At 68.8% G+C, this 25,090-nt stretch carries 18 protein-coding genes and 1 pseudogene; 14 read left to right on the top strand and 5 right to left on the bottom strand.

The window, feature by feature from the left end; all coding sequences use genetic code 11:
* The first annotated feature begins 1 nt into the window (after nucleotide 1).
* A complete protein-coding gene (locus ACLJO0_RS42345) occupies nucleotides 2-2,293 on the top strand; it encodes a glycosyl hydrolase family 95 catalytic domain-containing protein (RefSeq protein WP_410585540.1) in 2,292 nt (763 codons plus the stop codon).
* Between the two features lie 60 nt (nucleotides 2,294-2,353).
* Nucleotides 2,354-3,322: a peptidylprolyl isomerase gene (locus ACLJO0_RS42350; RefSeq protein ID WP_410585541.1), complete on the top strand. Its 969-nt coding sequence runs from the start codon at nucleotides 2,354-2,356 to the stop codon at nucleotides 3,320-3,322.
* Between the two features lie 278 nt (nucleotides 3,323-3,600).
* Here ACLJO0_RS42350 and ACLJO0_RS42355 read toward each other — a convergent pair whose 3' ends face one another.
* Entirely contained in the window at nucleotides 3,601-4,224 is a 624-nt protein-coding gene (locus tag ACLJO0_RS42355; protein ID WP_410585542.1) for a PadR family transcriptional regulator, read from the bottom strand.
* Nucleotides 4,225-4,306: 82 nt separating this feature from the next.
* On the opposite strand from ACLJO0_RS42355, the gene ACLJO0_RS42360 reads away from it, so the two are divergent.
* On the top strand, nucleotides 4,307-4,759 hold the full coding sequence (locus ACLJO0_RS42360; RefSeq protein ID WP_410585543.1) for a hypothetical protein: 453 nt from the start codon (nucleotides 4,307-4,309) through the stop codon (nucleotides 4,757-4,759).
* 30 nt (nucleotides 4,760-4,789) lie between these two features.
* Here ACLJO0_RS42360 and ACLJO0_RS42365 read toward each other — a convergent pair.
* The 3 genes and pseudogenes from ACLJO0_RS42365 to ACLJO0_RS42375 form a co-directional block, all read right to left on the bottom strand.
* A pseudogene (locus ACLJO0_RS42365) lies at nucleotides 4,790-4,918 on the bottom strand (hypothetical protein); the annotation flags it as partial.
* A 640-nt stretch (nucleotides 4,919-5,558) separates the two neighbouring features.
* The gene (locus ACLJO0_RS42370) at nucleotides 5,559-6,383 is read right to left on the bottom strand and encodes an NAD-dependent epimerase/dehydratase family protein (RefSeq protein ID WP_410585544.1); all 825 of its coding nucleotides are present in this window, start codon (nucleotides 6,381-6,383) and stop codon (nucleotides 5,559-5,561) included.
* Between the two features lie 35 nt (nucleotides 6,384-6,418).
* Entirely contained in the window at nucleotides 6,419-7,234 is an 816-nt protein-coding gene (locus ACLJO0_RS42375; RefSeq protein ID WP_125786323.1) for an IclR family transcriptional regulator, read from the bottom strand.
* Between the two features lie 154 nt (nucleotides 7,235-7,388).
* On the opposite strand from ACLJO0_RS42375, the gene ACLJO0_RS42380 reads away from it, so the two are divergent.
* From ACLJO0_RS42380 to ACLJO0_RS42415, 8 genes are all read left to right on the top strand, one after another.
* On the top strand, nucleotides 7,389-8,900 hold the full coding sequence (locus ACLJO0_RS42380) for a sodium:solute symporter family protein (protein ID WP_410585545.1): 1,512 nt from the start codon (nucleotides 7,389-7,391) through the stop codon (nucleotides 8,898-8,900).
* Nucleotides 8,901-8,946: 46 nt separating this feature from the next.
* Nucleotides 8,947-9,891 carry a 5-dehydro-4-deoxyglucarate dehydratase gene (locus ACLJO0_RS42385; protein WP_410585546.1) on the top strand — a complete coding sequence of 315 codons (945 nt, stop codon included), beginning with the start codon at nucleotides 8,947-8,949 and terminating at the stop codon, nucleotides 9,889-9,891.
* 2 nt (nucleotides 9,892-9,893) lie between these two features.
* Nucleotides 9,894-11,150, top strand: coding sequence for a glucarate dehydratase family protein (locus ACLJO0_RS42390; RefSeq protein WP_410585547.1), 1,257 nt, complete (start codon nucleotides 9,894-9,896; stop codon nucleotides 11,148-11,150).
* Between the two features lie 4 nt (nucleotides 11,151-11,154).
* A complete protein-coding gene (locus tag ACLJO0_RS42395) occupies nucleotides 11,155-12,300 on the top strand; it encodes a hypothetical protein (RefSeq protein ID WP_410585548.1) in 1,146 nt (381 codons plus the stop codon).
* A 14-nt stretch (nucleotides 12,301-12,314) separates the two neighbouring features.
* A complete protein-coding gene (locus tag ACLJO0_RS42400; RefSeq protein WP_410585549.1) occupies nucleotides 12,315-13,772 on the top strand; it encodes an aldehyde dehydrogenase (NADP(+)) in 1,458 nt (485 codons plus the stop codon).
* 112 nt (nucleotides 13,773-13,884) lie between these two features.
* Entirely contained in the window at nucleotides 13,885-16,236 is a 2,352-nt protein-coding gene (locus tag ACLJO0_RS42405; protein ID WP_410585550.1) for a polysaccharide lyase 8 family protein, read from the top strand.
* A gap of 61 nt (nucleotides 16,237-16,297) precedes the next feature.
* Complete coding sequence (locus tag ACLJO0_RS42410; protein ID WP_410585551.1) at nucleotides 16,298-17,446, top strand: epoxide hydrolase family protein; 1,149 nt, start codon at nucleotides 16,298-16,300, stop codon at nucleotides 17,444-17,446.
* Nucleotides 17,447-17,515: 69 nt separating this feature from the next.
* Nucleotides 17,516-18,313: an alpha/beta fold hydrolase gene (locus ACLJO0_RS42415; protein ID WP_410585552.1), complete on the top strand. Its 798-nt coding sequence runs from the start codon at nucleotides 17,516-17,518 to the stop codon at nucleotides 18,311-18,313.
* Here ACLJO0_RS42415 and ACLJO0_RS42420 read toward each other — a convergent pair.
* Entirely contained in the window at nucleotides 18,306-21,011 is a 2,706-nt protein-coding gene (locus ACLJO0_RS42420) for a BTAD domain-containing putative transcriptional regulator (RefSeq protein ID WP_410585553.1), read from the bottom strand. The two genes, ACLJO0_RS42415 and ACLJO0_RS42420, sit on opposite strands and share 8 nt — an antisense overlap.
* 124 nt (nucleotides 21,012-21,135) lie before the next feature.
* On the opposite strand from ACLJO0_RS42420, the gene ACLJO0_RS42425 reads away from it, so the two are divergent.
* The 3 genes from ACLJO0_RS42425 to ACLJO0_RS42435 all read left to right on the top strand — a co-directional run bounded on the left by ACLJO0_RS42425 (nucleotide 21,136) and on the right by ACLJO0_RS42435 (nucleotide 25,047).
* On the top strand, nucleotides 21,136-21,624 hold the full coding sequence (locus ACLJO0_RS42425; RefSeq protein WP_396567232.1) for a hypothetical protein: 489 nt from the start codon (nucleotides 21,136-21,138) through the stop codon (nucleotides 21,622-21,624).
* A gap of 519 nt (nucleotides 21,625-22,143) precedes the next feature.
* A complete protein-coding gene (locus ACLJO0_RS42430) occupies nucleotides 22,144-22,827 on the top strand; it encodes a hypothetical protein (protein ID WP_410585554.1) in 684 nt (227 codons plus the stop codon).
* Between the two features lie 105 nt (nucleotides 22,828-22,932).
* Nucleotides 22,933-25,047 (top strand): EAL domain-containing protein, encoded by a 2,115-nt coding sequence (locus tag ACLJO0_RS42435; protein ID WP_410585555.1) that lies wholly within the window; start codon nucleotides 22,933-22,935, stop codon nucleotides 25,045-25,047.
* Nucleotides 25,048-25,090 lie beyond the last annotated feature (43 nt).

Raw genomic sequence — 25,090 nt, forward strand, 5'->3', positions numbered from 1 at the left:
GATGGACATCACTCGCAGGACGATGCTCGGCGGGGCACTGGCGGGCGTGGCGGCGGCCGGGTTCGCGCCGTCCGCGTCGGCGGTGGAGAACGACTTCGCGCTCGGCGGGCTCGACTGGCCAGGCTTCCTCGGTACGGCCGACCTGATTTGGCGTCGAATGCCGAAGACCTGGTACGAGGGCCCGTTCCTGGGCAACGGTTTCCTCGGTTCGGGCATCTACGCCGAACCGGGCCGCAACGCCGTCCGGTTCAACGTCCAGCACAGCGAAGTGCAGGATCACCGGCCGGAATTCGGCTCCCTGTTCGGGCTCGCGCGGCTGCCGATCGGCTACTTCACCCTCGAACCGGTCGGCGCCATCACCGGGATCGACTGGCGGATGGACCTCTGGAACGCCGAACTCAGGGGCACGATCACCACGGCCGCGGGCAGCCTCTCGCTGCGAGCGATCGTCCACACCGGACAGTCGCTGCTGGCCGTCGAGATCGAGCCGACCGAGGGTGAGCGCGGCTTCGCGTGGACCTTCCACCCGGCCGAAGCGGTGAGCCCGAGAACGGATCCGAAGTTCGGGAAGCCGCCGCCCGCCGGATACGTCGCCAACCCGCCCGCGAGTTTGGAAACGAGTGGTGACGCCCACCTTTCGGTGCAGAGTCTGCTGGCGGGCGGCGAACATGTGACGGCGTGGCGCGAGGCCGCCCGGGGATCGAAACGCACGCTGTACACGTCCGTGGCGTGGTCGTATCCGAAAAAGACGGCCGCGCGAGAGGCACTGAAGACGGTCCGCCGGGCCGAGCCGTTCTCCGCGTTGACGGCGGAACACCGTCGCTGGTGGCACGACTACTACCGGCACGGTTTCCTGTCCATTCCGGACACCCGGCTCCAGGCCTTCTACTGGATCCAGCTGTACAAGATCGCCTCCGCCGCGCGCCGGGAAGCGCCGGTCATGGCGACCTGCGGACCGTGGCTCGAACCGACCCCGTGGCCCGCGACGTGGTGGAACCTCAACGTCCAACTGGAGTACTGGCTCATCCACGGATCCAACCACCTCGAACTGGACGCCGTCAGCCACGCGCTCGGCAAGTACCGGGCGAACCTGACGAGTCAGGTCGCCGAGCCGTACCAGCACGATTCGGCGGGCATCCCGCGTACGACCGACATGACCCTGCTCAACGGCGCCGCCGGGACGAACGCCGGGTTCCCCGTCGGCGTTCCCGGCAGGGAGACGCCGACGCCGGAGGTCGGCAATCTCACCTGGGCACTGCACAACGTCTGGCTGTCCTATCGGCACACGATGGACCGGCGCCTCCTGCGGGACACCCTGTTCCCGCTGCTGCGCAAGGCGATCAACTACTACCTCCACTTCCTGGCACCCGGGCCGGACGGGAAGCTGCACCTGCCCGCGACGTTCTCCCCGGAGTACGGCGTCAACGCGCCCGACTGCACCTACGACCTCGCGCTGATCCGCTGGGGCTGCCGGACGTTGCTGGACTCGGCGGCGGAACTGCGGATCGACGACCCGCTCGCGCGAAGGTGGCGGGAAGTCCTGGCCACGCTGGTCCCGTATCCGGCCGACGCCAACGGCTACATGATCGGCGCCGGGGTGCCGTTCGCGAAGTCGCATCGGCACTACTCGCATCTGCTGCAGATCTACCCGCTGTACGAGATCACCTGGGAGCGGCCGGAGCACCGGCGGATCATCGAAACCTCACTAGACCACTGGGTGGGCTTCGAGGGCGCGTTGCAGGGCTACACGTTCACCGGCGCCGCGTCGATGTCGGCGCAGATGTTGCGCGGTGAGAAGGCGGAGTTCTACCTCGGTGAACTGCAGCGCCGCTACATCCAGCCGAACACGATGTACAAGGAATCCGGTCCGGTCATCGAGACGCCGCTGTCGGCGGCGCAGTCGCTGCACGACATGCTCGTGCAGAGCTGGGGCGGGGTCATCCGGCTGTTCCCGGCCGTGCCCGCGAAATGGGCGGACGCCGCGCTGCGCGACTTCCGCACGGAAGGCGCGTTCCTGATCAGTGCCTCACGGCAAGGCGGCAAGACGCGGTGGGTCAAGATCACCAGTGAGGCCGGGGCATCGTGTGTGCTCCGGACGGACCTTGGCGGGGACCTGACCGTCCGGGACCGATGGGGGAGGCCGAAACGCTGGCGGCGGCTGCCGAACGGGGACGTCCGGATCGACCTGCGGCGTGGGGAGGAGGCCGTCGTGCACCGCGCAGGCGACCGGCCGGACTTCGAGATCCGGCCCGTTCCGGCGAACGGGAACAGCACGCCATGGGGGATGCCGTGACGCGGTGAGCGGCCATGCGCGAGAGTGTTCCTGTACTTCCTCCGGACGACAGGAGCACAGATGTCCCAGCCACCGCAGCCGGGCGAGCCCGAAGGCCAGACGCCCGACCCCGGGGCTCCGCAGGGGCAGCAGTATCCCCAGCCGCAGTATCAGCAGCCCCATCCGCAGCAGCAGGGTTGGTACGGGGCTGGGCAACAGCCGCCGCCCTCGTCGAACAAGACGGCGCTCTGGGTCGGGCTGGGGGTGCTGGGACTCGTCGTGGTGGTCGCCGTCGTGGCGATCACCGGATTCGTGACGCCGGGCTTCTTCCTCTCGGACTCGAAGAGCGAGACCGCGGTCGCGGCGCCGTCTTCGGCTCCGCCGTCGAACGCGCAGGACACGACGACAGAGAGCCCGGTGGGGGTCCCGGCAAGCCGCATGGAGCTGCCGAAACGCACGACGCCGCTGGCGGATCCGGCGAACTGCGCCTACCCGGCGGACTCCACCGGTTCGGTGCCGAAGAAGGCGAACCCGCCCGCGGCGGGCCCGACCCCCGCGACCGGCACGATGGCCGTGACGGTCAAGACGACCGCGGGCGACATCGGGCTGACGCTCGATCGCGGGCTCGCGCCGTGCACCGTGGCGAGCTTCCTTTCGCTGGCACAGCAGGGTTATTACGACGGCAGCTCGTGCCACCGGCTCGGTACCTCCGGCCTGCAGATGCTCCAGTGCGGCGACCCGGAAGGCTCCGGGATGGGCGGACCGGGCTACAACGTCCCGGACGAGGCCTTCCCTGAGGTCAGGTACGGCCGCGGCATCCTCGCCATGGCCAAGAGGCAGACGCCGAACTCGGGCGGCAGCCAGTTCTTCATGGTCTACGGCGAGGCGACACTGCCGCCGGAGTACACGGTGTTCGGGAGCATCTCGGACCCAGGTCTGCAGACGCTGGACAAGGTCGCGCGCGCTGGGGTGGACGACGCGAAGGGCCCTGGTGACGGAACGGGGCCGCCGCGGATCCCGGTGACGTTCCAGTCGATCGCGGTGGGCTGAACGCGGTCGCCGGAAGGTCCGTTAAGGCCTCCTTGAGGGACCTGCATTTGTCGACCTGCCGATGAGCGTCTCGACTGTGCTGTTCGGGACGGCCGCGTGAGTGTGGAGGATTCGGGACGTTCAGTGTCCCGAAACCTCCACACTCGCCAGCTCACGACCCGTTGATCATGCTTGTCCTTCATCGTCGACACCTGGCTCACGGACGATGAGTCCGTCATGGCACCAGAAGTATCTGCCGCCCGAGTGCTCGACGCCGACAAGTTCGCAGGTCCGCCGCGCTACCAGGGTGTTCGGCCTTCGCCCAGCCGGGTCAGCAGTTCGGCGGGAGTGGGGCCGCTGTGGGTGTCGGGCCAGTCCCGGACCTGTTGTTCGGCCCAGTCCGCCCACTGCCGGGTCATCTGTGCCAGCCCCACGCGGTACGCCTGGGTCAGACCGACGATATGCGCCCGGTCGGGGTACGGCTCATCGCCGGTCGCGTAGTCGTGCGTGATCATGGCCGCGCCGGCCTGGGTTCGATCGGCCCAGGCACGGGTCGCCTCGATCGCGCCGAGTAGGTCGTCCTTGTCGCCGAGATCGGAGAACAGGACCTTCATCATCGCGTCGAACTGGAACTGCGGCTCGGCGGCGGCGTCGGACAGCCAGCGGCGCAGTTCCCGGCGCCCGGCTGGGGTGATCGAATAGCGGGTGCGGCGCCGCCCGCCGTTGGTCTCGGCGGCCGCCGTGGCCAGGCCGTGGGCCACCAGCGCCTTGGGTTCGTTGTAGACCACGCTTTCGGCCGAGGCCCAGAACGTGCCGCTGCGTTTGAACTGCTGTGCCAGTTCGTATGGCGTGTGCGGTCGCAGTCCGAGCAGGCCCAGGACGCCGTAGGACACCGTGGTGAGCTTCTTCGTCCGCCCGGTCAAATCAGCCTCTTCCGCCTTGCCGGAAACTCCGTATCGGAGTATAGACATACTCTGATACGGAGTATCTATTGCGAGGTGTCCCATGGCTCAGACACCACTCACTCCAGAGACCGAGTGGGCTTACCTGCGTTGGTTCGCCCTGATCCTGGCAGCGATCGCCGCCGCGGTGTTCGGCCTGCTGGCCTGCTGCGGCGCGGGATTACGTGGGTTCAGCCTCGGCGAACCCGGCGACTTCGATACGTGGTTCAACATCCTGGCCTGGATATCCGTCGTCCTCGCACCCGTACTGGTTTGGATCTTCGTCGGCCTTGTCGTGCTGGTGGGCGGCATCGTCTTCATGACCAGGAAATCCTCATTGGGCACCGAGGCCCTCGAGTTCGGCCTCGACGCCGTTTTGCTCATCGCGTTCTTGGCGCTGGCTCCCGTCGTGCTGTTGTTCGCCGGGCCGTTCGTGCTCTGGACGTTCTACTGGTTCTCCACTTCGTTCGGCACCTGCGTCCCTCCCACCTGCAAGTCCATTCCGGCCGTCCCCTGACACCGGACGGCCTGGACCGATCGCGTCCGCCGCGGCTTCGCCCGATCGGACCGCGCCGTCGATGTAGCCGTACCAGCGCGCCGAGGTTTCCGTTCCCGCCCAACCGGTCTTGCTGCGTGCCGCCTTCGACGTCGGTCGACGTCGACAGGCCTCCGCCAGACTTCACATATTGAGGGGTAAGGCAAACGTGTCGTGCCTGGGGCGAGACGGTGGGCTGGGTGACGCGACACTCCCGAGTGCGGCATCCAGACACGCGAGTCACGCCTTGCCCGAAGTACATGAAGGCCCCCTTCCTGTACCTAGGCGCAAGGAAGGGGGCCTTCATGTACTTCACGACCGGCCGTCGAGGTCACAGCCGTCCCACTGTCACCAGGGATCACATCTGACGGTAGCGAAAGCTACCTTCAGAGTAGGCAAAGAGGCCCTCACTACCCGGAGAACGCCTACGCAGAAGCGGACACCGGCCCCGCGCCACGACACCTTTGACCTACCCCTCAAGAGAACAGGGCATGCGGCAGCGACAGTTCACAGGCCCAGATGGCTTGGCAGGTAAGGGCGAGAAACCGGCGGCCGCCTCGAGTCCTTGCAGTGCCGTCGATCCAGGATCGCAAAGTCTGCCCGTGACCGCCCCCGTGTATGTCGGGATGGTGGCCACACCGAGCTCCGCGGCCAGCGCGTGGATCCGGTCCTCGCCCGGTCCGATGAATTGGCCGCCGAGGGCAGGCTTCGAGGAGAAAGGACTTCGACGCCGTGCTCACGGAGCCGGTGGGCGCAGACGAGACCGGCCATACCGACGCCCTCAGAGCGGGTTGTGCGCCCCCAGCGGCGCGGTGCAGAACGGCCCGCCGACGTACTCCGCCGCGACGCCGGTCGGCGCGGGCTTGTCCGCCAGTTGATCCGCGTAGGTCTCCGCGTTGTCGAGCGATTTGTAGCCCAGCGCTTCGGCTTCGGCGAGTGAGTAGACCCGGCGCGTGTTGTCCGAGACGCCCCAGATCAGCCGGTAGCCGGGGGAGGGGTAGCTCAAGCAGGCCTCGAACAGGCGGGCGCCGTCGTCGGGGGAGAGCCAGGTGGTCAGGCCGCGCGGGCCGAGGACGAGCGGGCTTTCGAAACACGAGCCGATCCGGATGACGATCACGTCCATGCCGAACCGCGAGTGGTACAGGCTGCCGAGCGCTTCGATGGTCGCTTTGCTGACGCCGTAATAGGTGTCGGGCCGGGGCGTGGAGTCGGCGGGAAGGCCGTCTTCGCCTGCCTCGTCGTTGCGGCGGAAGCCGACGGAGTGGTTGCTGGAAGCCAGGATCACGCGCGGAACGCCGGCCGCGCGCGCGGCTTCGAGGACGGTGTGGGTCCCGTTGATGTTGACGTCGAGCGTGGCTTCCCACGAGTTTTCGCGGCTGTGCCCGCCGAGGTGGATCAACGCGTCGACGCCTTCGCACGCCTTCGCCATCGCCTCCGGGTCGGTGACCGAGGCGGTGATCAGTTCGACGCTCTCGCCCCCTTCGGCTTCGGGCTGCGGAGCCAGGTCGAGCAGCCGCAGGATCCGCCCGGAACGGCGCAGCCGCGACCGCATCAGGGTGCCGACGATGCCCGCCGAGCCGGTGATCAGGACGCGCTGGTCTGCCATGGGTTCCCCTTGTCAGTGGAAGAAGTACGGGTCGGTCAGCGGATGCCGGCTCGGCGCAGTTGCTGGCCGAGTTCCGCGGTGATTTCGGCGAGGAGTTCGCCGACGCGCTGGGCGTCGGCGTCGGTGACTTCGGTGACCGGCATGGAGCAACTGATCGCGTCGGTGCCGGGGATGCGGTACGGGATCACGGCCGCGACGCATCGGACGCCGAGGCTGCCTTCCTCGATTTCCGCCGCATAGCCGCGTTCGCGGGTCTTCGCGCATTCGGCGTGCAGCGCTTCGGCCGTGGTGATGGTGTTCGGGGTCAGCGCCGACAGCTCCCCGGTCAGGAGCGCGTCGATCTCGTCGTGCGTCAGTTCGGCCAGCAATGCCTTCCCCAGCGCGGTCGCGTGGGTGGGCAGGGTGCGGCCGACACGGGAGACGAGGTGCGTCGAGTGTCGGGACTCGCGCGTCTCCAGGTAGACGACATCAGTGCCCTCGCGCCGCGCGAAGTGCGCCGTGAAGCCGGTCTTCTCCCGGATCCGTTCCAGTGCCTCGGTCGCGTACGGGACGACCGGGTCCCGGTCCAGGTACGCCGTTCCGCAGATCAGCGCGCGGACGCCGAGGCGGTAGCGGGCGGTGTTGGTGTCCACTTCCAGCCAGCCGGCTTCGAGCAGGGTGCGGAGCAGCCCGTGCAGGCTCGACCTGGGGAAACCGGTGCGCGCGTGGAGATCCGACAGCGAGAGCCAGACGTCGTTCGCGGCGAAGGTCTCGATGAGATCGATCGCCCGCCTCGCCGATTTGACCCCGGCGGGTTCGGGCGCGGCGGCCGCACCGTTCGCCACGGTGACAGCGGCTTCCTGCTGTGGCATCCGCGCTCCTCCATCCGGCCGTTGACTTGTGACTCCGGCCATATTAGCGTCCCGAACAGCGTTCTTATGGATGAACATAATCACTATAACAGACTCCGTTCATGGATGTGAACAGGTCGGGCTGGGCCTTCGTGAACGCGGAAAGGAGTCAGCGGTGCATTTGCTGGACTGGATCATGGTGTCCGCGTATTTCGCGTTGATGGTCGTGATCGGCTGGTGGTCGCACAAACGGATCCACGATGTGAAGGACTTCTTCACCGCCGGGGGCCGGATGCCCTGGTGGCTGACCGGGATCTCGCATCACATGTCCGGGTACAGCGCGGTGCTGTTCGTCGCCTACGCGGGCGTGGCCTATACGAGCGGGATCACCGTCTACTTCTGGGGCATGGCCAGCATCGGCATCGGCGTCGGTATCGGCAGCTGGCTGTTCGCCGCACGCTGGAACCGGCTGCGCTCGAAGCTCGGTGTGGCCTCGCCGCTCGAATACCTGGCGAAACGCTTCAACGTGCCCACCCAGCAGGCGCTGGCCTGGAGCGGCAGCCTGCTGAAGATCTTCGACATCGCGGCGAAGTGGTTCGCGATCGCCACGATCCTCAACGTCTTCGCCGGAGTGGACTACACCTGGGGCATCATCATCACCGGGTCGGTCACGCTGGCCTACTGCACCGTCGGCGGTCTGTGGGCCGACGCGCTCACCGACTTCGGCCAGTTCGTGATCCAGGCCATCGCGGCCATCGCCATGCTCTGGGTGGTGCTGGGCAAACTCGGCGGCGTCTCCGGTCTGTGGACGATGTGGGGCGATCTCCCGCCGAGCCACCTCAACCCGACCACGTCGAAGTTCACCACCGTCGTGTTGCTCGTGTACGTGCTGGTGAAAACCCTGGAGTACAACGGCGGTATGTGGAACCTGGCGCAGCGCTACATGGCCGCGCCGGATACGCACGCGGCACGACGGGGCGCACGGCTCTCCTCGATCCTGTACCTGGTGTGGCCCCTGTTCATGATGTTCCCGATGTTCGCGGCACCGCTGCTGATCCCGAACATCCAGAACCCGGACAACGCCTACGCGATCATGACGACGACGTTCCTGCCGCCGGGCCTGATCGGGCTGGTGCTGGCGGGCATCTTCTCCCACACGATGGCGATGGTGTCGTCCGACGCGAACGCGATCTCCGCGGTCATCACCCGCGACATGCTGCCGGTGCTGATCAAGAAGACCCGGCGGTGGACCGAAGCGCAGGGTCTGCTGGCCGCCCGCATCACGACCGCGATCTTCATCGTGCTGACCATGGCGGTCGCCACGCAGGCCCCCAAACTCGGTGGTGTGCTCGGTATCGTGGTGCTCTGGGTCGCCGCCCTGATGGGCCCGATCTCGGTGCCGCTGCTGCTCGGCATGCTCCCGTGGTTCCGCCGCTCCGGCTCCCGCGCGGCGCTGATCTCGTGGGCGGGCGGTCTCATCGCCTACGCGATCGCCTACTACGGCTACAAGGCCACCCTCGCGGTCACCGTGTCGACGCCGATCCTGGTCTCACTGGCGCTGTTCATCGGGCTCGGCTACCTCATGCCCGAGCGCAAGGCCTCGACCGACGAGATCATCGACACGATCGACCGCGACGACGACGTCCTACCCCGCAAGTCTCAGGACGGCACCACCGTGCCCGCCTGACCGGGCCCGAACCCGGGACCATCCACAAAGAACGAAAGAGAAATCCATGGCACAGCCCAAGATCGAGCTCGACGGCCTACTGGCGTTCCCCTTGACCCCCTTCACCGAGGGGCTGGAACTCAACCTCGACGCGTTCGCGGAAACCGTCGAGAGCCACGTGGCCGCCGGAGCCGGCGCGCTGTTCGTCGCCTGCGGTACGGGCGAATTCAGCTCGCTGTCCCCGGACGAGCACGCGGCGATCCTGCGTAAGGCTCGCGAGGTCGTCGCCGGGCGTGTGCCGGTGTGGGTCGGGGCGGGCGGTGGTGCGGCGACGGCCCGTGCCGGGATCGCGGCGGCGGAGGCGGGCGGCGCGGACGGCGTCCTCCTCCTGCCGCCCTACCTGGTCACCGGTCCGCCTGCCGGGCTGGTCGACCACGTCCGGTTCGCCGTCGGGGAGTCCTCGATCCCGGTGATCGTGTACCACCGTTCCACCGGTGTGTTCACCCCCGGTTCGGCCGTTGACCTCCTCGGCATCCCGTCGGTGGTCGGCATCAAGGACGGCTTCGGCGACGTCGAACTCATGAGCCGGATCATCACCACGATCCGCTCGGTCGACAGCGACCGCGCCAGGGATTTCCTGTTCTTCAACGGTCTCCCCACGGCGGAGGTCTCCGCGCGCGCCTACGCCGCGGTCGGCGTGGCGCGGTACTCCTCGGCCGTGCACTGTTTCGCCCCCGAGATCGCGGCCCGCTTCCACCGCGCGCTCGCGGAGAACGACGACGCGGTCATGGAGGCGCTGCTCGCCGGGTTCTATCTTCCGCTGGTGGCGCTGCGGGACGAGGGGCAGGGCTTCGCCGTGTCGCTGGTCAAGGCCGCCGCACGGCTGCGCGGGGACAAGGTCGGCTCCGTCCGGCCGCCGCTGGTCGAGCCGACCGCGGACCAGATCGCCCGGCTGGAGAAGATCGTCGACGACGGGTTCGCCGTCCTCAAGTCCGTCGAGGCCGGTGCCTGAAGATGAAGGTTCTCGACGTCGTCCTGACCCCGGTCGCCTTCGCCGACCCGCCGCTGCTCAACGCCATGGGCGTGCACGAACCCTTCGCGCTGCGCGGTGTCGTCCAGCTGATCTGCGAGGACGGTGTGGTCGGCCTCGGCGAGTCCTACGGTGACCTCGCGTTCCTCGAACAGGTCCGCAAGGTGCTGCCGGAACTCAAGGGACAGGACGTGTTCGACCTCCCCGGCCTCCGCCGGAAGGTCGCCACGACGCTGGGCGAGGTCGTCTTCGCCGACGCGCACGGGCTCACCGGTGGTTTCTCCGTCAGCAAGACGGTCGCCAGCGTGTACTCGCTGTTCGAGGTCGCCGCGCTCGACGCGCAGGGGCACTACCTCGGCAGGCCGGTGGTGGATCTGCTCGGCGGCAAGGCCCGCGACGCCGTCGACTTCTCCGCCTACCTGTTCTACAAGTTCGGCGCCCACCTCGGCGCCGAGGAGGACTCGTGGGGCGAGGTGACCACGCCGGAGGCGCTCGTCGGCGAGGCGCGCCGGATGGTGGAGGAGTACGGGTTCGGGTCCATCAAGCTCAAGGGCGGCGCGTTCGACCCCGACCAGGAGATGGCCGGGATCCGCGCGCTCGCCGAGGCGTTCCCCGATCACCCGCTGCGCATCGACCCGAACGCGGCGTGGACCGTCGAAACGGGCATCCGGGTCGCCGAAGAACTCGACGGAGTCCTGGAGTACCTCGAAGACCCGACGCCGGGCATCGAGGGCATGGCGCGCGTCGCCGAGAAGGCGAACATGCCACTGGCCACGAACATGTGCGTCGTGCGCTTCGCGGACATCGAGCCCGCGTTCCGGCAGCGAGCGGTCGGCGTAATACTTTCGGACCATCATTACTGGGGTGGCCTTCGGGACACCCAGGCGCTGTCCACCACGGCGGAATGCTTCGACGTGGGGCTTTCCATGCACTCGAACAGTCATCTCGGGATCAGTCTGGCCGCTATGGTGCACGTGGCCGCGGCGACGCCGCACCTGACCTACGCCTGCGACACCCACTGGCCGTGGAAGACGGCCGACGTCATCGCCCCGGGTGCGCTGGAGTTCGTCGACGGTGCGGTCGCGGTGCCCGACAAGCCCGGGCTCGGGGTCGAACTCGACCCCGACGCGCTGGCACGGGCCCATGAAGACTATGTCCGCAGTGGACAGACCAAACGGGATGACGTGACCTATATGCGGAAGTTCGTCGGAAACTTCGAGCCGAACACGGCACGGTGGTGACAGGGTGAAGGTCACCGGATACGCCTACCCCTGGGACGTCGTCGACGATCCCGGGTTCGTCGAGCGCGTACGGGAACTGGGCGTCGACGAGGTCGCCGTCGCCGTGTCGTACCACAGCGCCCGCGCGGCGACGCCCTGGTCACCCGAACGCACCTCGGTCGTCGCACGCCACGCGGCGCTGTACCGGCCGGTGCGTGAGGAGGCCTGGGGTGAGCTGAGGCCCGCCGAGCCGGACTGGGTCGAAAGCCGCGACAGCGCGGGCGACGCCGTCCGGACGCTGAACGAGGCGGGTGTCCCGGCCGCGGCGTGGATCGTGCTGACCCACAATTCACAGCTGGGCACGGAGTTCCCGGATTTCACCGTGCGCAACTGCTTCGGCGAGCGGTACCCGTGGGCGCTGTGCCCCGGCCAGGCCGCCGTCCGCGAGTACGCCGCGAACGTGGTCGCGGAGAGCCTCGCCGGGCTCGATTTCGCCACGGTCGTCCTCGAAGCGTGTGGTCCACTCGGCGCCGTGCACCAGCACCAGCACGAGAAGACCGACGGCGTCTGGTCGCCCGCGGTGGCACGGCTGCTGTCGGTCTGCTGCTGCGACGACTGTCTCGACACCTGGGCCGCGGCCGGTCAGGACCCGGCGAAGGCGCTGGGCAAGCTGCGGGCCGAGGTCCGGCGGCTGATCGACAGCGGCGACCTCCGCACCGGAGAGGACAAGATCCTGCCCACGCTGCGGCAGGTCCTGCTCGACACGCGGCAGAAGGCGACCGACGCGCTCCGGCGCGAGGTGCTCGCGAAGATCCCGTCCGGGCCCCGGATCGTGCTGCACGGCGCGATGGACCCGTGGGTCACCGGCGCGCTGCCGGGGCTGACACCGTCGGTCCCGGACGACGTCGACGCGGTGGTGCTGCAGAACTGGGCACCCGGTCGCCCCAGCGTGGGCGCGGTCGCGACGGCACGGGCGAAACTGCCATCGAAGGTCGCCGTCGGCAGCTACATCACCGCGGTGGCGGCGAGCCCGGTGCCCGACATCGAGGCCTACACCCGCGAACTCGGCAAGGCGGGCGCCACCGAACTGCACCTGTACCACCTCGGCCTCGCCGGCCCGGGGCGCTGGGCGGATCTGATGGCCGCCGTCAGCGCCGCACACGAAAACTAGGAGAAGCAAGAATCATGAGCCAGGCAACGGATCCCGCCACGCTCGACCAGATCCTCGCGGCCGCCGCCGATGCGGCAGGCACGGCGGCGGCCGCGACCCCAGCCCAGCGCGCCGGATGGCTGAACGCGGCCGCGGATGCTCTCGACGCGGCCGCCGACGAACTGATCGCGCTGGCCAACCGGGAGACGCACCTCCCGGCTTCACCGCGTCTGCAGGGAGAGCTGAAGCGCACGACGTTCCAGCTGCGCCTGTTCGGCGAGGTGCTGGCCGACGGCTCGTTCCTCGGCGCCACCGTCGACCACGCGGACGCCGCCTGGCCGATGGGGCCGCGGCCGGACATCCGCCGGTTGCTCACCCCGATCGGTCCGGTGCTGGTGTTCGCCGCCAGCAACTTCCCGTTCGCGTTCAGTGTCGCGGGCGGTGACACCGCGTCGGCGCTGGCCGCCGGTTGCCCGGTCGTGCTCAAGGCGCATTCCGGTCACCCGGAGCTGTCCGCGCGCACCGGCGAGATCCTGCGTGACGCGCTGGTCGAGTCCGGTGCGCCGGAAGGGATCTTCGCGGTCATCCACGGCCAGCAGAACGGCGTCACGGCGTTGAAGGATCCGCGGATCCAGGCCGCGTCGTTCACCGGATCGGTCCCGGGCGGGCGCGCGCTGTTCGACATCGCGACCTCACGGCCGTCGCCGATCCCGTTCTACGGCGAACTCGGCAGCGTGAACCCCGTCGTCGTCACCCAGGCGGCGATCGAGGCGCGCGGCGAGGCCATCGCCAAGGGCTACGCGGGCTCGTTCAGCCTCGGTGCCGGGCAGTTCTGCACGAAGCCGGGGCTGCTGTTCCTGCCAGAGGGGCACGGTCTCGACGACGTGCTGCGCGAAGCCGTTTCGACGATCCCGGCGCAGCCGATGCTCAACGAGCGCATCGCGGCCGGTTTCGCCGACGGGCTGGCGAAGCTGCGTGAGGTCGACGGTGTCGAGGTGCTGTCGGAGTCCGGTGGTGCGGAAGGGATCTCGCACGGCGCGACGCTGCTCGCCACGACCGCCAAGGCCTTCCTGTCCGACGCCGACACCGTCCGCGAGGAGTGCTTCGGCCCGGCGTCGCTGATCGTCACCTACGCCGATCAAGCGGAACTGATCAGCCTGCTCGGGGTGATGGAACCGGGGCTCACCGCGACCATCCAGGGCGAAGAGTCCGATGTGGACTGGATCCGCCCGGTCCTCCCGTCGCTGACCAGGGTCGCCGGCAGGCTGCTGTGGAACGACTGGCCGACCGGGGTGACGGTCACCTGGGCACAGGAACACGGTGGCCCCTACCCGGCGACCACCGCGCCGACCAGTACCTCGGTCGGCACCGCCGCGATCGAACGCTTCCTGCGACCGATCGCCTGGCAGGGCTTCCCCGACGCGCTGCTGCCGGAACCGTTGCAGGAGAACAACCCGTGGGACCTGCCCCGCAGGACCGACGGGAAACGCTAGAAACCTCGTGAGTGGTAAGGACGGTTCAATAACCGTCCTTGCCACTCACGAGACCGCACCACACGCCGCCGCCCCTAGTCGCCGTCTTTTCGACCCCTTGGGAGGCACCGTCATGTCCGGATTCGGTCACTTCGACAGGAGAACGGCTTTGAGGGGAGGCGCGGCAGCGGCCGCTTCGGTGGCGCTCACGACCGCTCTCGCGAGTCCCGCGTCAGCGCGGCCCGCGTCCTCGGTCCCATCGGGTACGTCCTCCATCGTCACCGGCTACCGCGAGCTGCAAACCGGTATCGACCGGTCGTCGGCGGAACGCACCGCCGCGCTGGCGAACCTGGACAGGGTCGCGAAGGCCTACCACGACAGCATGACGGTCGGCGGCGGTCCACTGTGGAAGGACCTCCCGCTCGGCCCTGGCAGCGAGTTCACGACGTCGATGTACGCCAGGCTGCGGGCGGTCGCGGTCAACTGGGGCACCCCGGGCGGCGCGCTGGCGGGTGATCCGGCCGTCCTCGCCCGGATCAAGGCGGCGCTGGAACTGCTGTACACCAGCGATCAGTACAGCGAGAAGACCGCCGAGATCGGCAACTGGTACACCTACGAGATCGGTATCCCGCTCTACCTGCTGCATATTCTCGCGACGGTCGCCGACGAACTGACCCAGGACGAACTCGCCAAGTACCTGAAGCCGGTGCTGAAGTTCTCCGGTAATCCGAACCTCCGCACGAACAACCCGAGTGTCGTCGAGACCGGCGCCAACCGCGCGGACAAGTCCACGATCTCCATCGTCTCCGGCGCGATGCTCGGCGACGTCGAACGGATCAAACGGGGCGTCGGCGCGTTCACCGACGTGGAAGGCGGGGGAGCGGCGAGCGTCATCGCCAGACTCCACCGCGCGGCGGGCGACGGTTTCCACACCGACGGCTCGTTCCTCCAGCACGATTCGGTGCCGTATCCCGGGCATTACGGGATCGTCCTGCTCACCGCCGTCGCGTCCGCCATCCACGTCACCAAGGGCACGGAGTTCGCACTACCCGCCGACGTACGCGACGCGGCGTACGCGCTGGTCTCCGACACGTTCGCGCCGTTCGTCTACGCGGGCGCGCTGATGGAGTCCGTCCGCGGCCGGTTCCTTTCCCGTCAAGGGGAATCCGCGCACGACATCGGACATCAGCTCACCGGCGCGGTCGTCCTGCTGGCGCGGTCGGCGAACGGGAAGCGCAAGGAAGAACTCGGTGGCCTCGCCGCGAAGTGGATCACCGAGGACACTTTCGCGCCGTATCTCAAGATCCCCGACCCCGAACGGTTCGCGCCGGGCCCGGACCTCGTCGGCATCCCCGGCATCGAGTTCGCGCAGGAACTGCTGGCGACCGGGATCCGGCCGACGCGGACGGTCGCGACGCATCGCGTGTTCGGCCAGCAGGACCGGATGGTGCACATCACCGAAGGCTGGTCGGCCTCCCTCGGTGTCGCCTCGACGCGGATCTCGCGCTACGAGTCGATCAACTCCATGAACCTGCACGGCTGGTACACCGGCGACGGTTCGCTGTATCTGTTCCTGCCCAAGGCCAAGGGGCATTTCACCGACGCCTACTGGCCGACCGTCGATCCGCTGTCACTGCCGGGCACCACCACCAAGAGCGGGCCGCCCCCCAAACTGGAGTCGGTCCCGTTGACGAGCAAGGATCACTGCGGTGGCGTCCGATGGGACGCGCGGCACGGCGCGCACGCCCTCGATTTCGTCTCGCAAGACGGCACGCTGACCGCGAGAAAGTCGTGGTTCTTCACACCGTCGGGTGTGCTGTGCCTCGGCGCCGGGATCACCGACACGTCCGGCGACCTGGTCCGCACCACGATCGAGAACCGGAACCTCGGCGAGAACGGCTCCGGTGCCCTCCTGGCCGACGGCCGTCTCGTCGGCGGCTCGGAATCCTTGCGGCGCAAGCGCTGGCTGCACCTCGAGAAGGTCGGCGGGTACGTCCTGCTCGACGCCGCGGACGTGACCGCGCTGCGCGAGGACCGGACGGGGACCTGGCGCGACATCGACAAGGGGGCCAACACCAAGGGCACCACGGTGCCATACACCCGGCGCTATCAGAAGCTCGTGATCGAACACGGGGCCAAGCCCTCGAACGCGAGCTATGCCTACGCCGTCCTGCCCGCCGCGTCGGTGCTGGAGACGATCGCCTCGGCCTGGGCGTGGCGCGTGCGGTCCAACACCGCGACCGTGCAGGCGGTCCGGCTGTGGGACGCGACCCTGCTGGCGAACTTCTTCGCCGCAGGCTCGGTCGACGAGGTGTCGGTGTCCGGTCCGGCGTCGGTGGCGCTCGGCCGGACCCGTGACGGCTGGCAGCTGGCCGTTTCGGATCCGACACAGCGGCAGGACGTCCTGCGGGTGACGGTCCGGCGCAAGACCTTCGAGGTGCCGGTGAAGGACACGTTCGGTGCCACGCAGGTGGTTCGCGTTTAGGTGACCAATTGCGGGGCCATTTAGGTCACGTTCTGGCCTGAATGGTCCCTACGGTCATCTCATGACCGACATCGAGCAGTTCCGCATCGACATCCCGCAGTCCGAGCTGGACGACCTGACCGACCGGCTGGCCCGCACCCGCTGGCCGTCGGCGCTGCCCGGTGCCGAGTGGAGCCGAGGCGTCCCCGTCTCCTACCTCAAGGACCTGGCCGAGTACTGGCGAGACGGCTACGACTGGCGCGCGTTGGAGAAGCAGCTCAACGAGTTTCCGCAGTACACCACCGAGATCGACGGCCAGCGGGTGCACTTCCTGCACGTCCGCTCGCCGGAACCGGACGCGATCCCGCTGATCATGACGCACAGCTGGCCGAATTCGATCGCCGAGTTCCTGCACGTCCTGGGGCCGCTCACCGACCCGCGAGCCCACGGTCTCGATCCTTCACGCGCCTTCCACGTCGTCGCGCCGTCCCTGCCGGGCTTCGGCTTCTCGCCGTTCCCGGAACCGGCCGACGAGCGTCCGTGGGACATCGCGCGGGTGGCGCGGACGTGGGCCGAACTGATGAGCCGTCTCGGCTACGAACGCTATGGCGCACATGGGAACGACGCGGGCGCGCTGGTGACGCCCTGCCTCGCGGTGCACGCGTCCGAACACGTCATCGGCTCGCACATCACCTCCGGACTCGGGGTGCCGATGGGCGATCCGGCGGACTTCGAAGGGCTCACCGAACAGGACCAGGCCGACCTCGCGGGCCTGATGGAGCGCTTCGCGGGCAGCAGCGAGTATGCGCCGTACCTGACGAACAGGCCGCAGACGCTGAGCTTCGGCTTCCTCGATTCACCGGTCGCGCAGCTGGCGTACCTGGTCGAGCGGTTCAAGGAGTTCGACGGCTGGCCCGGGGGCGCGGCGCCCGCGGAGCCGATCGACCGCGACCTGGTGCTCACCAACGCGACGCTGTACTGGCTGACCGGGACCGGCGGCACTTCGCTGTGGCCGTACTACGAGGGCGCGGCCGCGATGCCGATCGACCAGACGGCGGTGCCGACCGGCGTCTCCCACGGCGGGCCGTCCGCGCTGCGCAAGGTGGCCTCGCGCAAGAACGACGTCGTGCGATGGGCGGATCATGAGAGCCCCAGCCATATGGTCGCGATGGCCGTCCCGGACGACGTGGTGACCGAGCTCCGGGAATTCTTCGGGAATCTCGCGAAGTGATGTCGAGCGGTGGTCGTCGGCTCCGACTCAGGGACGAAGCTAGAGTCAAGCGACCCTGTGGAGGACCTGATGACCACCTCGTTCGAGACCGTGACCTCGGCCGACGGCACCCTGATCGCCTTCGATCGCACCGGAGCGGGCACGCCGGTGATCCTGGCGGGCGGCGCGTTCAACGACCGCACGACCGTCGCCGGCCTCGCCGCGACGCTGGCCGCGGACTTCACCGTGATCGCCTACGACCGGCGAGGGCGGGGTGACAGCGGCGCGGGCGCGGTCTATTCGGTGGAGCGTGAGGTCGAAGATCTCGCCGCGCTGATCGAGCACGTGGGTGGTTCGGCGGCGGTCTTCGGGCACTCGTCGGGAGCCGTGCTCGGGCTGGAGGCGGCCGCGAGAGGCGTCGCCATGACGAGTCTCGCCGTGTACGAGCCGCCGTACGTCGTCGACGACAGCCGTCCGAAGCCCCCTGTCGACCTCTTCGACCGCGTCCGGGCCTTGATCGCCGACGGCGACCGCGACGGCGCGGCGGAACTCTTCCTGGTCGAGGGGACGGCCACGCCGGCGGAGGTCGTCAAGGGTATGCGGGACGACCCGTTCTGGGCGTGGTTCACCGGACTCGCCCACACGCTGCCCTACGACCTCGCCCTGTGCGGTCCCGGCAACGTGCTGCCCGCAGACAGGCTGGCGAAGATCTCGGTGCCCACGCTGGTGATGGACGGCGGGGAGAGCGACGCTTGGCTGCGGGCCGGCGCCCGCGCGGTCACCGGCACGGTCCCCGGCGCCCGGCACTCCACTGTGGAGGGACAGGACCACGGCGTCCTCCACCGGCCGGACTCCCTGCGCGGTCTGCTCACCGAGTTCCTCAGGTGACGACCTTCAGCGGCTCGGCGGGCAGGCCCATCGCGGCGTAGTGGTCTCGTGCGGCCCGGGTCTGGCCGAGCCCGGCCAGTGCGCGGGCCTCCTGCAGCCGGTAGCCGATCCGCCTCGCCGTTTCGAGTGCGAGGCGATGGTGCCGGAGCCCCGCCGACGTCTCGCCGAGCGCGAGGCAGGCCGTGCCCAGACTGTTGGCCGCCATGGCCAGCAGCAACGGATGGTTGAGCCGGGTGAGGATCGCGCACGCCCGTTCGGCCTGCTCGCGCGCGTCGGCGGGCCGGTGGGCGAGCAGCAGGGCGTCGGCGTGGTCGATCCGGCTCCACGCCTCGCCGAACAGGTAGCCGAGGTCCCGCGACGCGTCGATCGAGCGCTCGACGACCTCGAACGCCTCCTCGAAGCGGCCGAGCCGAGCCAGCACCAGACCGAGCTGGGCCGAGCTCAGGATCGTGCCGCGGGCGTCTTCGCGCAGTGCCACCGACCGCCGGGCCGAGGTCAGCGCGTCGTCCAGGTCGCCGAGGACCTCGTGGGTGTTGCTGAGATTGGTCCAGAGCGTGGCGGCGGCGTCGGTGCCGGCGTCCGCGACGGCCAGGCCGTCGCCATAGAACCGGATCGCTTCGGCGTAGCGGCCGAGCATGCTGTGCAGAGCACCGGCCCTGGACAGGGCGAGCGCCTCGGCCGCGCGGTCGCCGGAGGCGCGGACGACGTCCAGCCGTTCCATGGCGCAACCCATGCCTTCGGTGAGCCGCCCGTTCTCCCAGAACGCCAGGGTGAGGCTCGCCAGGCTCAGCTGGATCGCCTGCAGGTCACCGATCCGGCGGGCGGCGGAGAGCCCGGTTCGCGCCACGGCGAGCAGTTCGTCGAGGTGCCCGCTCTCCCGCAGGTGTTCCGTGGTGTCCTCGGCGATCCGCCAGGCGTACTCGTCGAGACCGGCGTCGAAGGCGTGCCGGGTCACCGCGACCAGGTTCGCCCGTTCCATCCGGTACCAGCCGAAGCCGCCGCCGTCGCGGTAGTGATCGAGCAGCCTGCCCATCGCCGGACCCGATTCCTCGTCACGCGCGACGTTGCGGGCATGCTCGGCGATCAAGTCATGGAACGCGTAGCGGCCCAATGCGGGCTGCCTGAGCAGGTGGGCGTCGAGGAGGTCTTCCAGCAGACGCTCGGCCTCGTGTTCGCCGACACCGGCCAGTGCGGCCGCCGCGGGCACGCCGATGTCGGCACCGGGATTCCGCCCCAGCAATCGGAACAGGCGTTGTTGCGCGGCATCGAGTTCCCGATAGGACAATGCGAAGGCCGCGGCCACGTCGCGTCCCGCGACGGTCAGCTCGGCAAGCCGGTCGTGCTCGGAACCCAACCGTTCGGCCAGTGTCTCCACGGTCCACTGTGGACGATTCTGCAGACGCGCGGCCGCGATCCGGATCGCCAGCGGCAGATTCCCGCACAACTTGGCCACCCCCGAGTCCGGCCGTCCGGACGCCGCCGCGAACAGGGCGCCCGCCTGTTCCTCCGGCAGCACTTCGAGACTGATCGACGCGGCGCCGTCGACGGCGGACAGGCGGCGTCTGCCGGTGACCAAGAGGCCGACCGTGGCCGAACCGGGCAGGAGCGGCCGCAGCTGTTCGGCGCTCGCGGCGTTGTCGAGCACCACGAGCAGGGACCGGCCCGCCGTTCTGGTGCGCCACAGCTCCGCACGCCGGTCCACGCCGCCGGGCAGCCGGCTCGCCGGGACGTCCAGCTGCCCGAGCAGGGCTTCCAGCGCGGCCTCGGGCGGGAGCGGTTCGCGGGCGGGGGAGTGGCCGTGCAGATCCACGAACAGTTGCCCGTCGGGGAAATCGGCGGCCAGTCTGTGCGCGGCGTGGACGGCGAGCGAGGTCTTGCCGACCCCGGCCATCCCGTCGACGGCCACCGGGCGGCCGAGCCGGACGGCGTCGAACAGGCGGCGGAGTTCGGCCTCCCTGCCGGTGAAATCCGGGACGTCGTAAGGGAGGAAGCAGCGTGTCTTGCCGTATTCCGGCTCGTCGCGGAGGATCCGCTCGTAGAGTTCGCGCAGCTTCGGACCGGGGTCGAGGCCGAGTTCCTCCACCAGCCGCGTCCGCGCCTGCCGGTAGACGTTCAGCGCGTCGGCCTGCCTGCCCTGCTGGTGCAGCGCGCGCATGAGCAGTCCGGCGAACGGTTCCCGGAGCGGGTGTTCGGCGACCAGCGCGGTCAGCTCCGCGACCGAGTCTTCCCCGGCGGAGATCTCCTCGTCGAGGCAACGCTCCACAACGGACAGACGACGTTCGTCGAGTTCGTCGGCCTCGCCGCGCAAAGCCATACTGTCCACACCGGACAGTGCCGGTCCACGCCAGCACGCGAGCGCTTCGCGGAACCCGCCCCGCGAGACGTGCTCCTCGAACGTGCGCAGGTCGAAGACGCGCGGGCGCAGGACGAAGCCGGGCCCTTCGGCGGTCAGGACGTCTTCGGCGGCGCCCTCGGCGACGAGCGTGCGCTTCAACGCCGTGGTGAGGTTGCGGATCTGGCGGACGGCCGTGGCGGGCGGATCCTCGTCCCAGACGACGTCCACCAGCCGCGAAACGGAGACCACGCGATCGGCACCGAGCAGCAGCGCGGCCAGGATCCGCTCCTGTCGCGAGCCCGCCAGCTTCAGTGCCCGCGCGCCGTTCCGGCACTGCACCGGCCCCAAGATCCGGAACTCCATCGCACCCCCTCCCGCGAGGCTAACCGGCCATCCGCCCGCGCCGGTGCGGAAGTGATGCAGCTGTGATGCGCCGTCCGGAGAACCTGCTGGTGGACGAAGTACGGGACATGATGAGGAGAACCCCATGCGCAAGCGGTATTACGCGGCATTGGCCGGGCTGATCGTGGCCGCGGCGGGAATCGGTGTGCCCGCCGCGGCGGCGGCGAGCGACCAGCGGGCGGAGGCGGAACGGCAGTCCTGCCAGCGCGCGTTCGACCGCGCGGTCTGGGAGGACATGGACAGCTTCAACAAACGCGACGAGGCCCGCTACCGGGCGATCATCCACCAGAACATGGTCACCGTCGGGCGCCGGGGACAGTTGTTCATCGGCTACGACGCCAACGTCGACCCGGTGGTCAACGAGCAGTTCAAGGTCCCGTACGAGTACAGCATGCCGTGGACGGTGACCCACACCGTCGTCGAGGACTGCAAGATGGGCTTCGCGATCCTCGACGCCTACTACAAGGTGCCGTCGCAGAACGTCAACCGGCACTACACGATCAGCCTGACGCTGGTACGCGAGCACGGCAAGTGGCAGGTCATCAAGGACACCGTGACCGACGTGCTGCCCTGAGGGGGGTCGTGAGTGGCGATTCGGGTTAGAGCGAACCGTGTTTAGGGACCTACGGCGGGCGGGGGGTCGGATTGCCGGTCCGTGAGGGACTCCTTGCCTACTCTGGGGGTAGGGAAGGGGCCCTTCACGTCATGTCGGGCTGAGCTCAGCCGAGGAAACTCGACCTTCATGTACTTCAAACCTGGCACCACGCAAGAAGCGCCGCAGGTCACGTAGTAGGTACCTGGGAGAAGGCTCGCCAGAACCCGAATCGCCACTCACGAGGCTGGACCCCACGGCTTCCGGCCCACCCCGGCGCCGGTGCGCGGCTGAGCCCCGGTCACCAGTTCGCGCCCACGGAGATCGCCTTGGTGGCGGCGGCGATCGGCGCGTGGTGACACTTGGAACCGGTACCAGGGGTGAACCGGTTACCGATGATCGCGCTGCCGCGAACCTCGGCCTGACGGTGTGCGTCCGATCACCGGGTGTAGGGTTCATGCTCCTTCCGAGCGATCCGATTCCGGAGAGGGTTCTGTGAGAATGCCGCTCAAACTGGCCGCGGTGGTGGCCGCCTGCTGCGCGCTCCTCGGCGGTTTCCTGGTCGCCGCGCCTGCCGCGGCCGTCGGCATCCGCTGTTCCGGCCCGGATCTGCCGGTCACCGGTCCGCTCGGCGAACCCGCCACTGCGCACGGCCGGTTCTGCCTGCCCGAAGGTCCGGCGCCCAAGGCGGTTCAGCCGCTGGTGTACGGCGGCACGCCGTTCGAGAAGGTCGCGGGCGGCAAGCTCGGTTCGGTCGGCAGTGATCCGCTCTATTTCACGACCAAGCCGGGAGCACGTGCCGGGCTGTTCCACGCGACGGAAAATACCGACCCGCGGGTCATCGAGGCCGACGAGGTGACCAAGGATCAGGTCGCGGTCCCGGGAATGGGAACCGTCGCGGTGTTCGGCATCGTTCTGCCCGCGACGAAAGCGATCGAAGTGCCGGTTTTCCAGGCGGTCGGGGAGAAGGACATCCTGTTCTGCGGCCTGTTCGCGCTCCGGGACTGCTCGAACGCGCGGACGTTGCGTCCGGCGGAAGCGCCGTTCTATCGGCCGGAGGCCGAACTTTCCACGTATGTTCTGTCCGGTGCCGGACATTCGCTGGCATTGCACCGCAACGCGTCCCAGTATCGGGACGCCACCCGCGTTTGGCTGAGGGAAAAGGTCGGTATTGCAGTACCGTAGGGTGACCACCCGATCAGGTGGACCGTTGAACGTGAGTACGGCCAGAGAATCGTGGAGGATGGTTCTTCACGACGGAATACGAAAACGACCCCAGGACCGGCGGACGTGACTTCCCCACTTCCGGACGGCGATGAGTTCCCGGTATCGCCGGACGCCCAGAAGAGAACTTCATCCTCCGCATCGCCGAAGCGGAAGAACACCGCGCCGACCCGCGCCACGCTGGCCCGCAAGTGGGCCTACCTGGTCACCGGAACGGCGTATCTTCCGTATACCCACGCCCAGATCGAAGAGCATTTCGCCGCTCTCCTCGACGAGATCTTCGCGGCGGTCCTGAGTGAAGACGCCGAGCCCGCGCAGGCCGGCGAAGCCGGCGCGCGACTCGTCGCGCTCAGATGCGTCGGGCCGGACAGCCTCCGTCGCACGATGGACGTACTCGGCAAGGGGCTTTTGCATGAGCCGGAGCTGCGGAGCGTGAAGTCACTCCCCGAACGGGTGCTGCAGGTGCTCGGCGCGCTCGCGTCGGGTTACGGCGAGGCGTTGCGCGAGAGCATCCAGACACAGCAAGAGGATCTGAGCCGTACGCTGGTCACGATCGAACGCGAGACCCGGCGTGAACTGGTGCTCACGCAGGCGCGTTTCGAGCAGCTGTTCACCGGTTCGGCCACCGGGGTCGCCGTCACCAGGGTGGACGGCCGCATTCAGCGGGTGAACCCGGCGTTGGCCGAAATGCTGAACCGGCCCGTCGCGGATCTGGCCGGGCTCAACCTCTACGACCTGGTCCATCCGGAAGACGCCGAGGGCTTGCGCGAGGGGTACCGGAAGCTGCTCGAAGGCGAGAGCCAGCGGCTCGAGCTGTCGCGAAGACTCGTGGCCGACGAGGAAGAACCGACGTGGGCAGCCTTCACCGGCGCGGTGATCCGCGACCCGGCTGGCGAAGCCCAGCAGTTGATCACCCTCGTCGACGGCGACACCGACGTTTCGTTGCTGCAGCGGCAGCTGAGCCGTCAGGCCCTGCACGATCCGCTGACCGGCCTGCCGAACAGGCAGTGCTTCGGCACCCGGCTGGAACGGGCGCTGCGGCACGCCGACCCGTCGTTCGGTATCACGGTCTATCACCTCGACCTCGACGGATTCTCCCTGATCGCCGGCGGGCTCGGCCAGAAACAGAGCGACGACCTGCTGAAGAACGTCGCCGCGAAGCTGCGCGCCGTCGTCGGCGGCGAGGACGCGCTCATCGCCAGGATCGGCGGTGACGAGTTCGGCATCCTCATCCAGAACACTGCGACCAGCCCGGACGTCGCCACCGTGATCGGCATGATCAACCAGGAGCTGTCCGAACCGGTGTACCTCGAAGGCGGCAGCGGGGTCGCGGTTTCGGCCTGTGTCGGTGTGGTGCACCGGCCGCCGAGGGACATCGCGCCGCACGAACTGCTCCGCGTCTCCGACATGACACTGCGCCGCGCGCAGGCCAACGGCTACCGGCAATGGGCGCTGTCCGACTCCGTCCTCGACACCAGGGAGCGGCACGAGTTCGGCCTGGCCGTCTCCATGGCGGGCGCCTGGGAGACCGGCGAGGTCGAAGTGCACTTCCGGCCGCTGACCTGGCTGGCGGACAGCAGGCCCGCGGGGATCGAGGCGAGACTCGTCTGGAACCATCCGCGCCACGGCCGGATCGGTCACGACACCTGCGTCCGCTTCGCCAACGACACCGGTCTCATCCTGCCGCTCGGCGAATGGCTCATCCGCACGGCCTGCGAGGAGTCGGACGACAGGCTCCCGATGGTGGTGAGCCTGACGCCGAACCAGGCCGCGGATCCCGATCTCGTCGGATCGGTGCGGAGTGTGCTCGCCACGACCGGTCTCGGGCCGTCACGGCTGCGGCTGGGCTTCCCCGCCGGTGCCGTGCTCGCCGAACTCGGGGAGACCGTCGACAACCTGCACCTCCTCGCCGAGATCGGGGTGGACGCGGAACTGCAGGACTTCGGAGCGGCCGGTGACATCGTCTGTCTCGTGGACGTGCCCGTGAAGACGGTCCGGATCGCTCCCCGGCTGGCGGAGCGGCGGACGGAACCACTGGCGGAACGGTCGCTGCGGAACCTCATCGAGACCGCGGCCCTGGCGGGCGCGACGGTGATCGCGGACGGGATCGATTCGGCGGGCGACGCCGGATGGTGGCAGTCCGCCGGTGCCCACATCGGGGCGGGACGGTACTTCGGTTAGGCCGTTTGCCGCAGCGGGAGGCGCTAAGTTACCCGAGGGTTGA

Origin of the sequence: Amycolatopsis sp. lyj-108 (genome assembly GCF_046549005.1) — a bacterium.
Taxonomy (GTDB): Bacteria; Actinomycetota; Actinomycetes; order Mycobacteriales; family Pseudonocardiaceae; genus Amycolatopsis.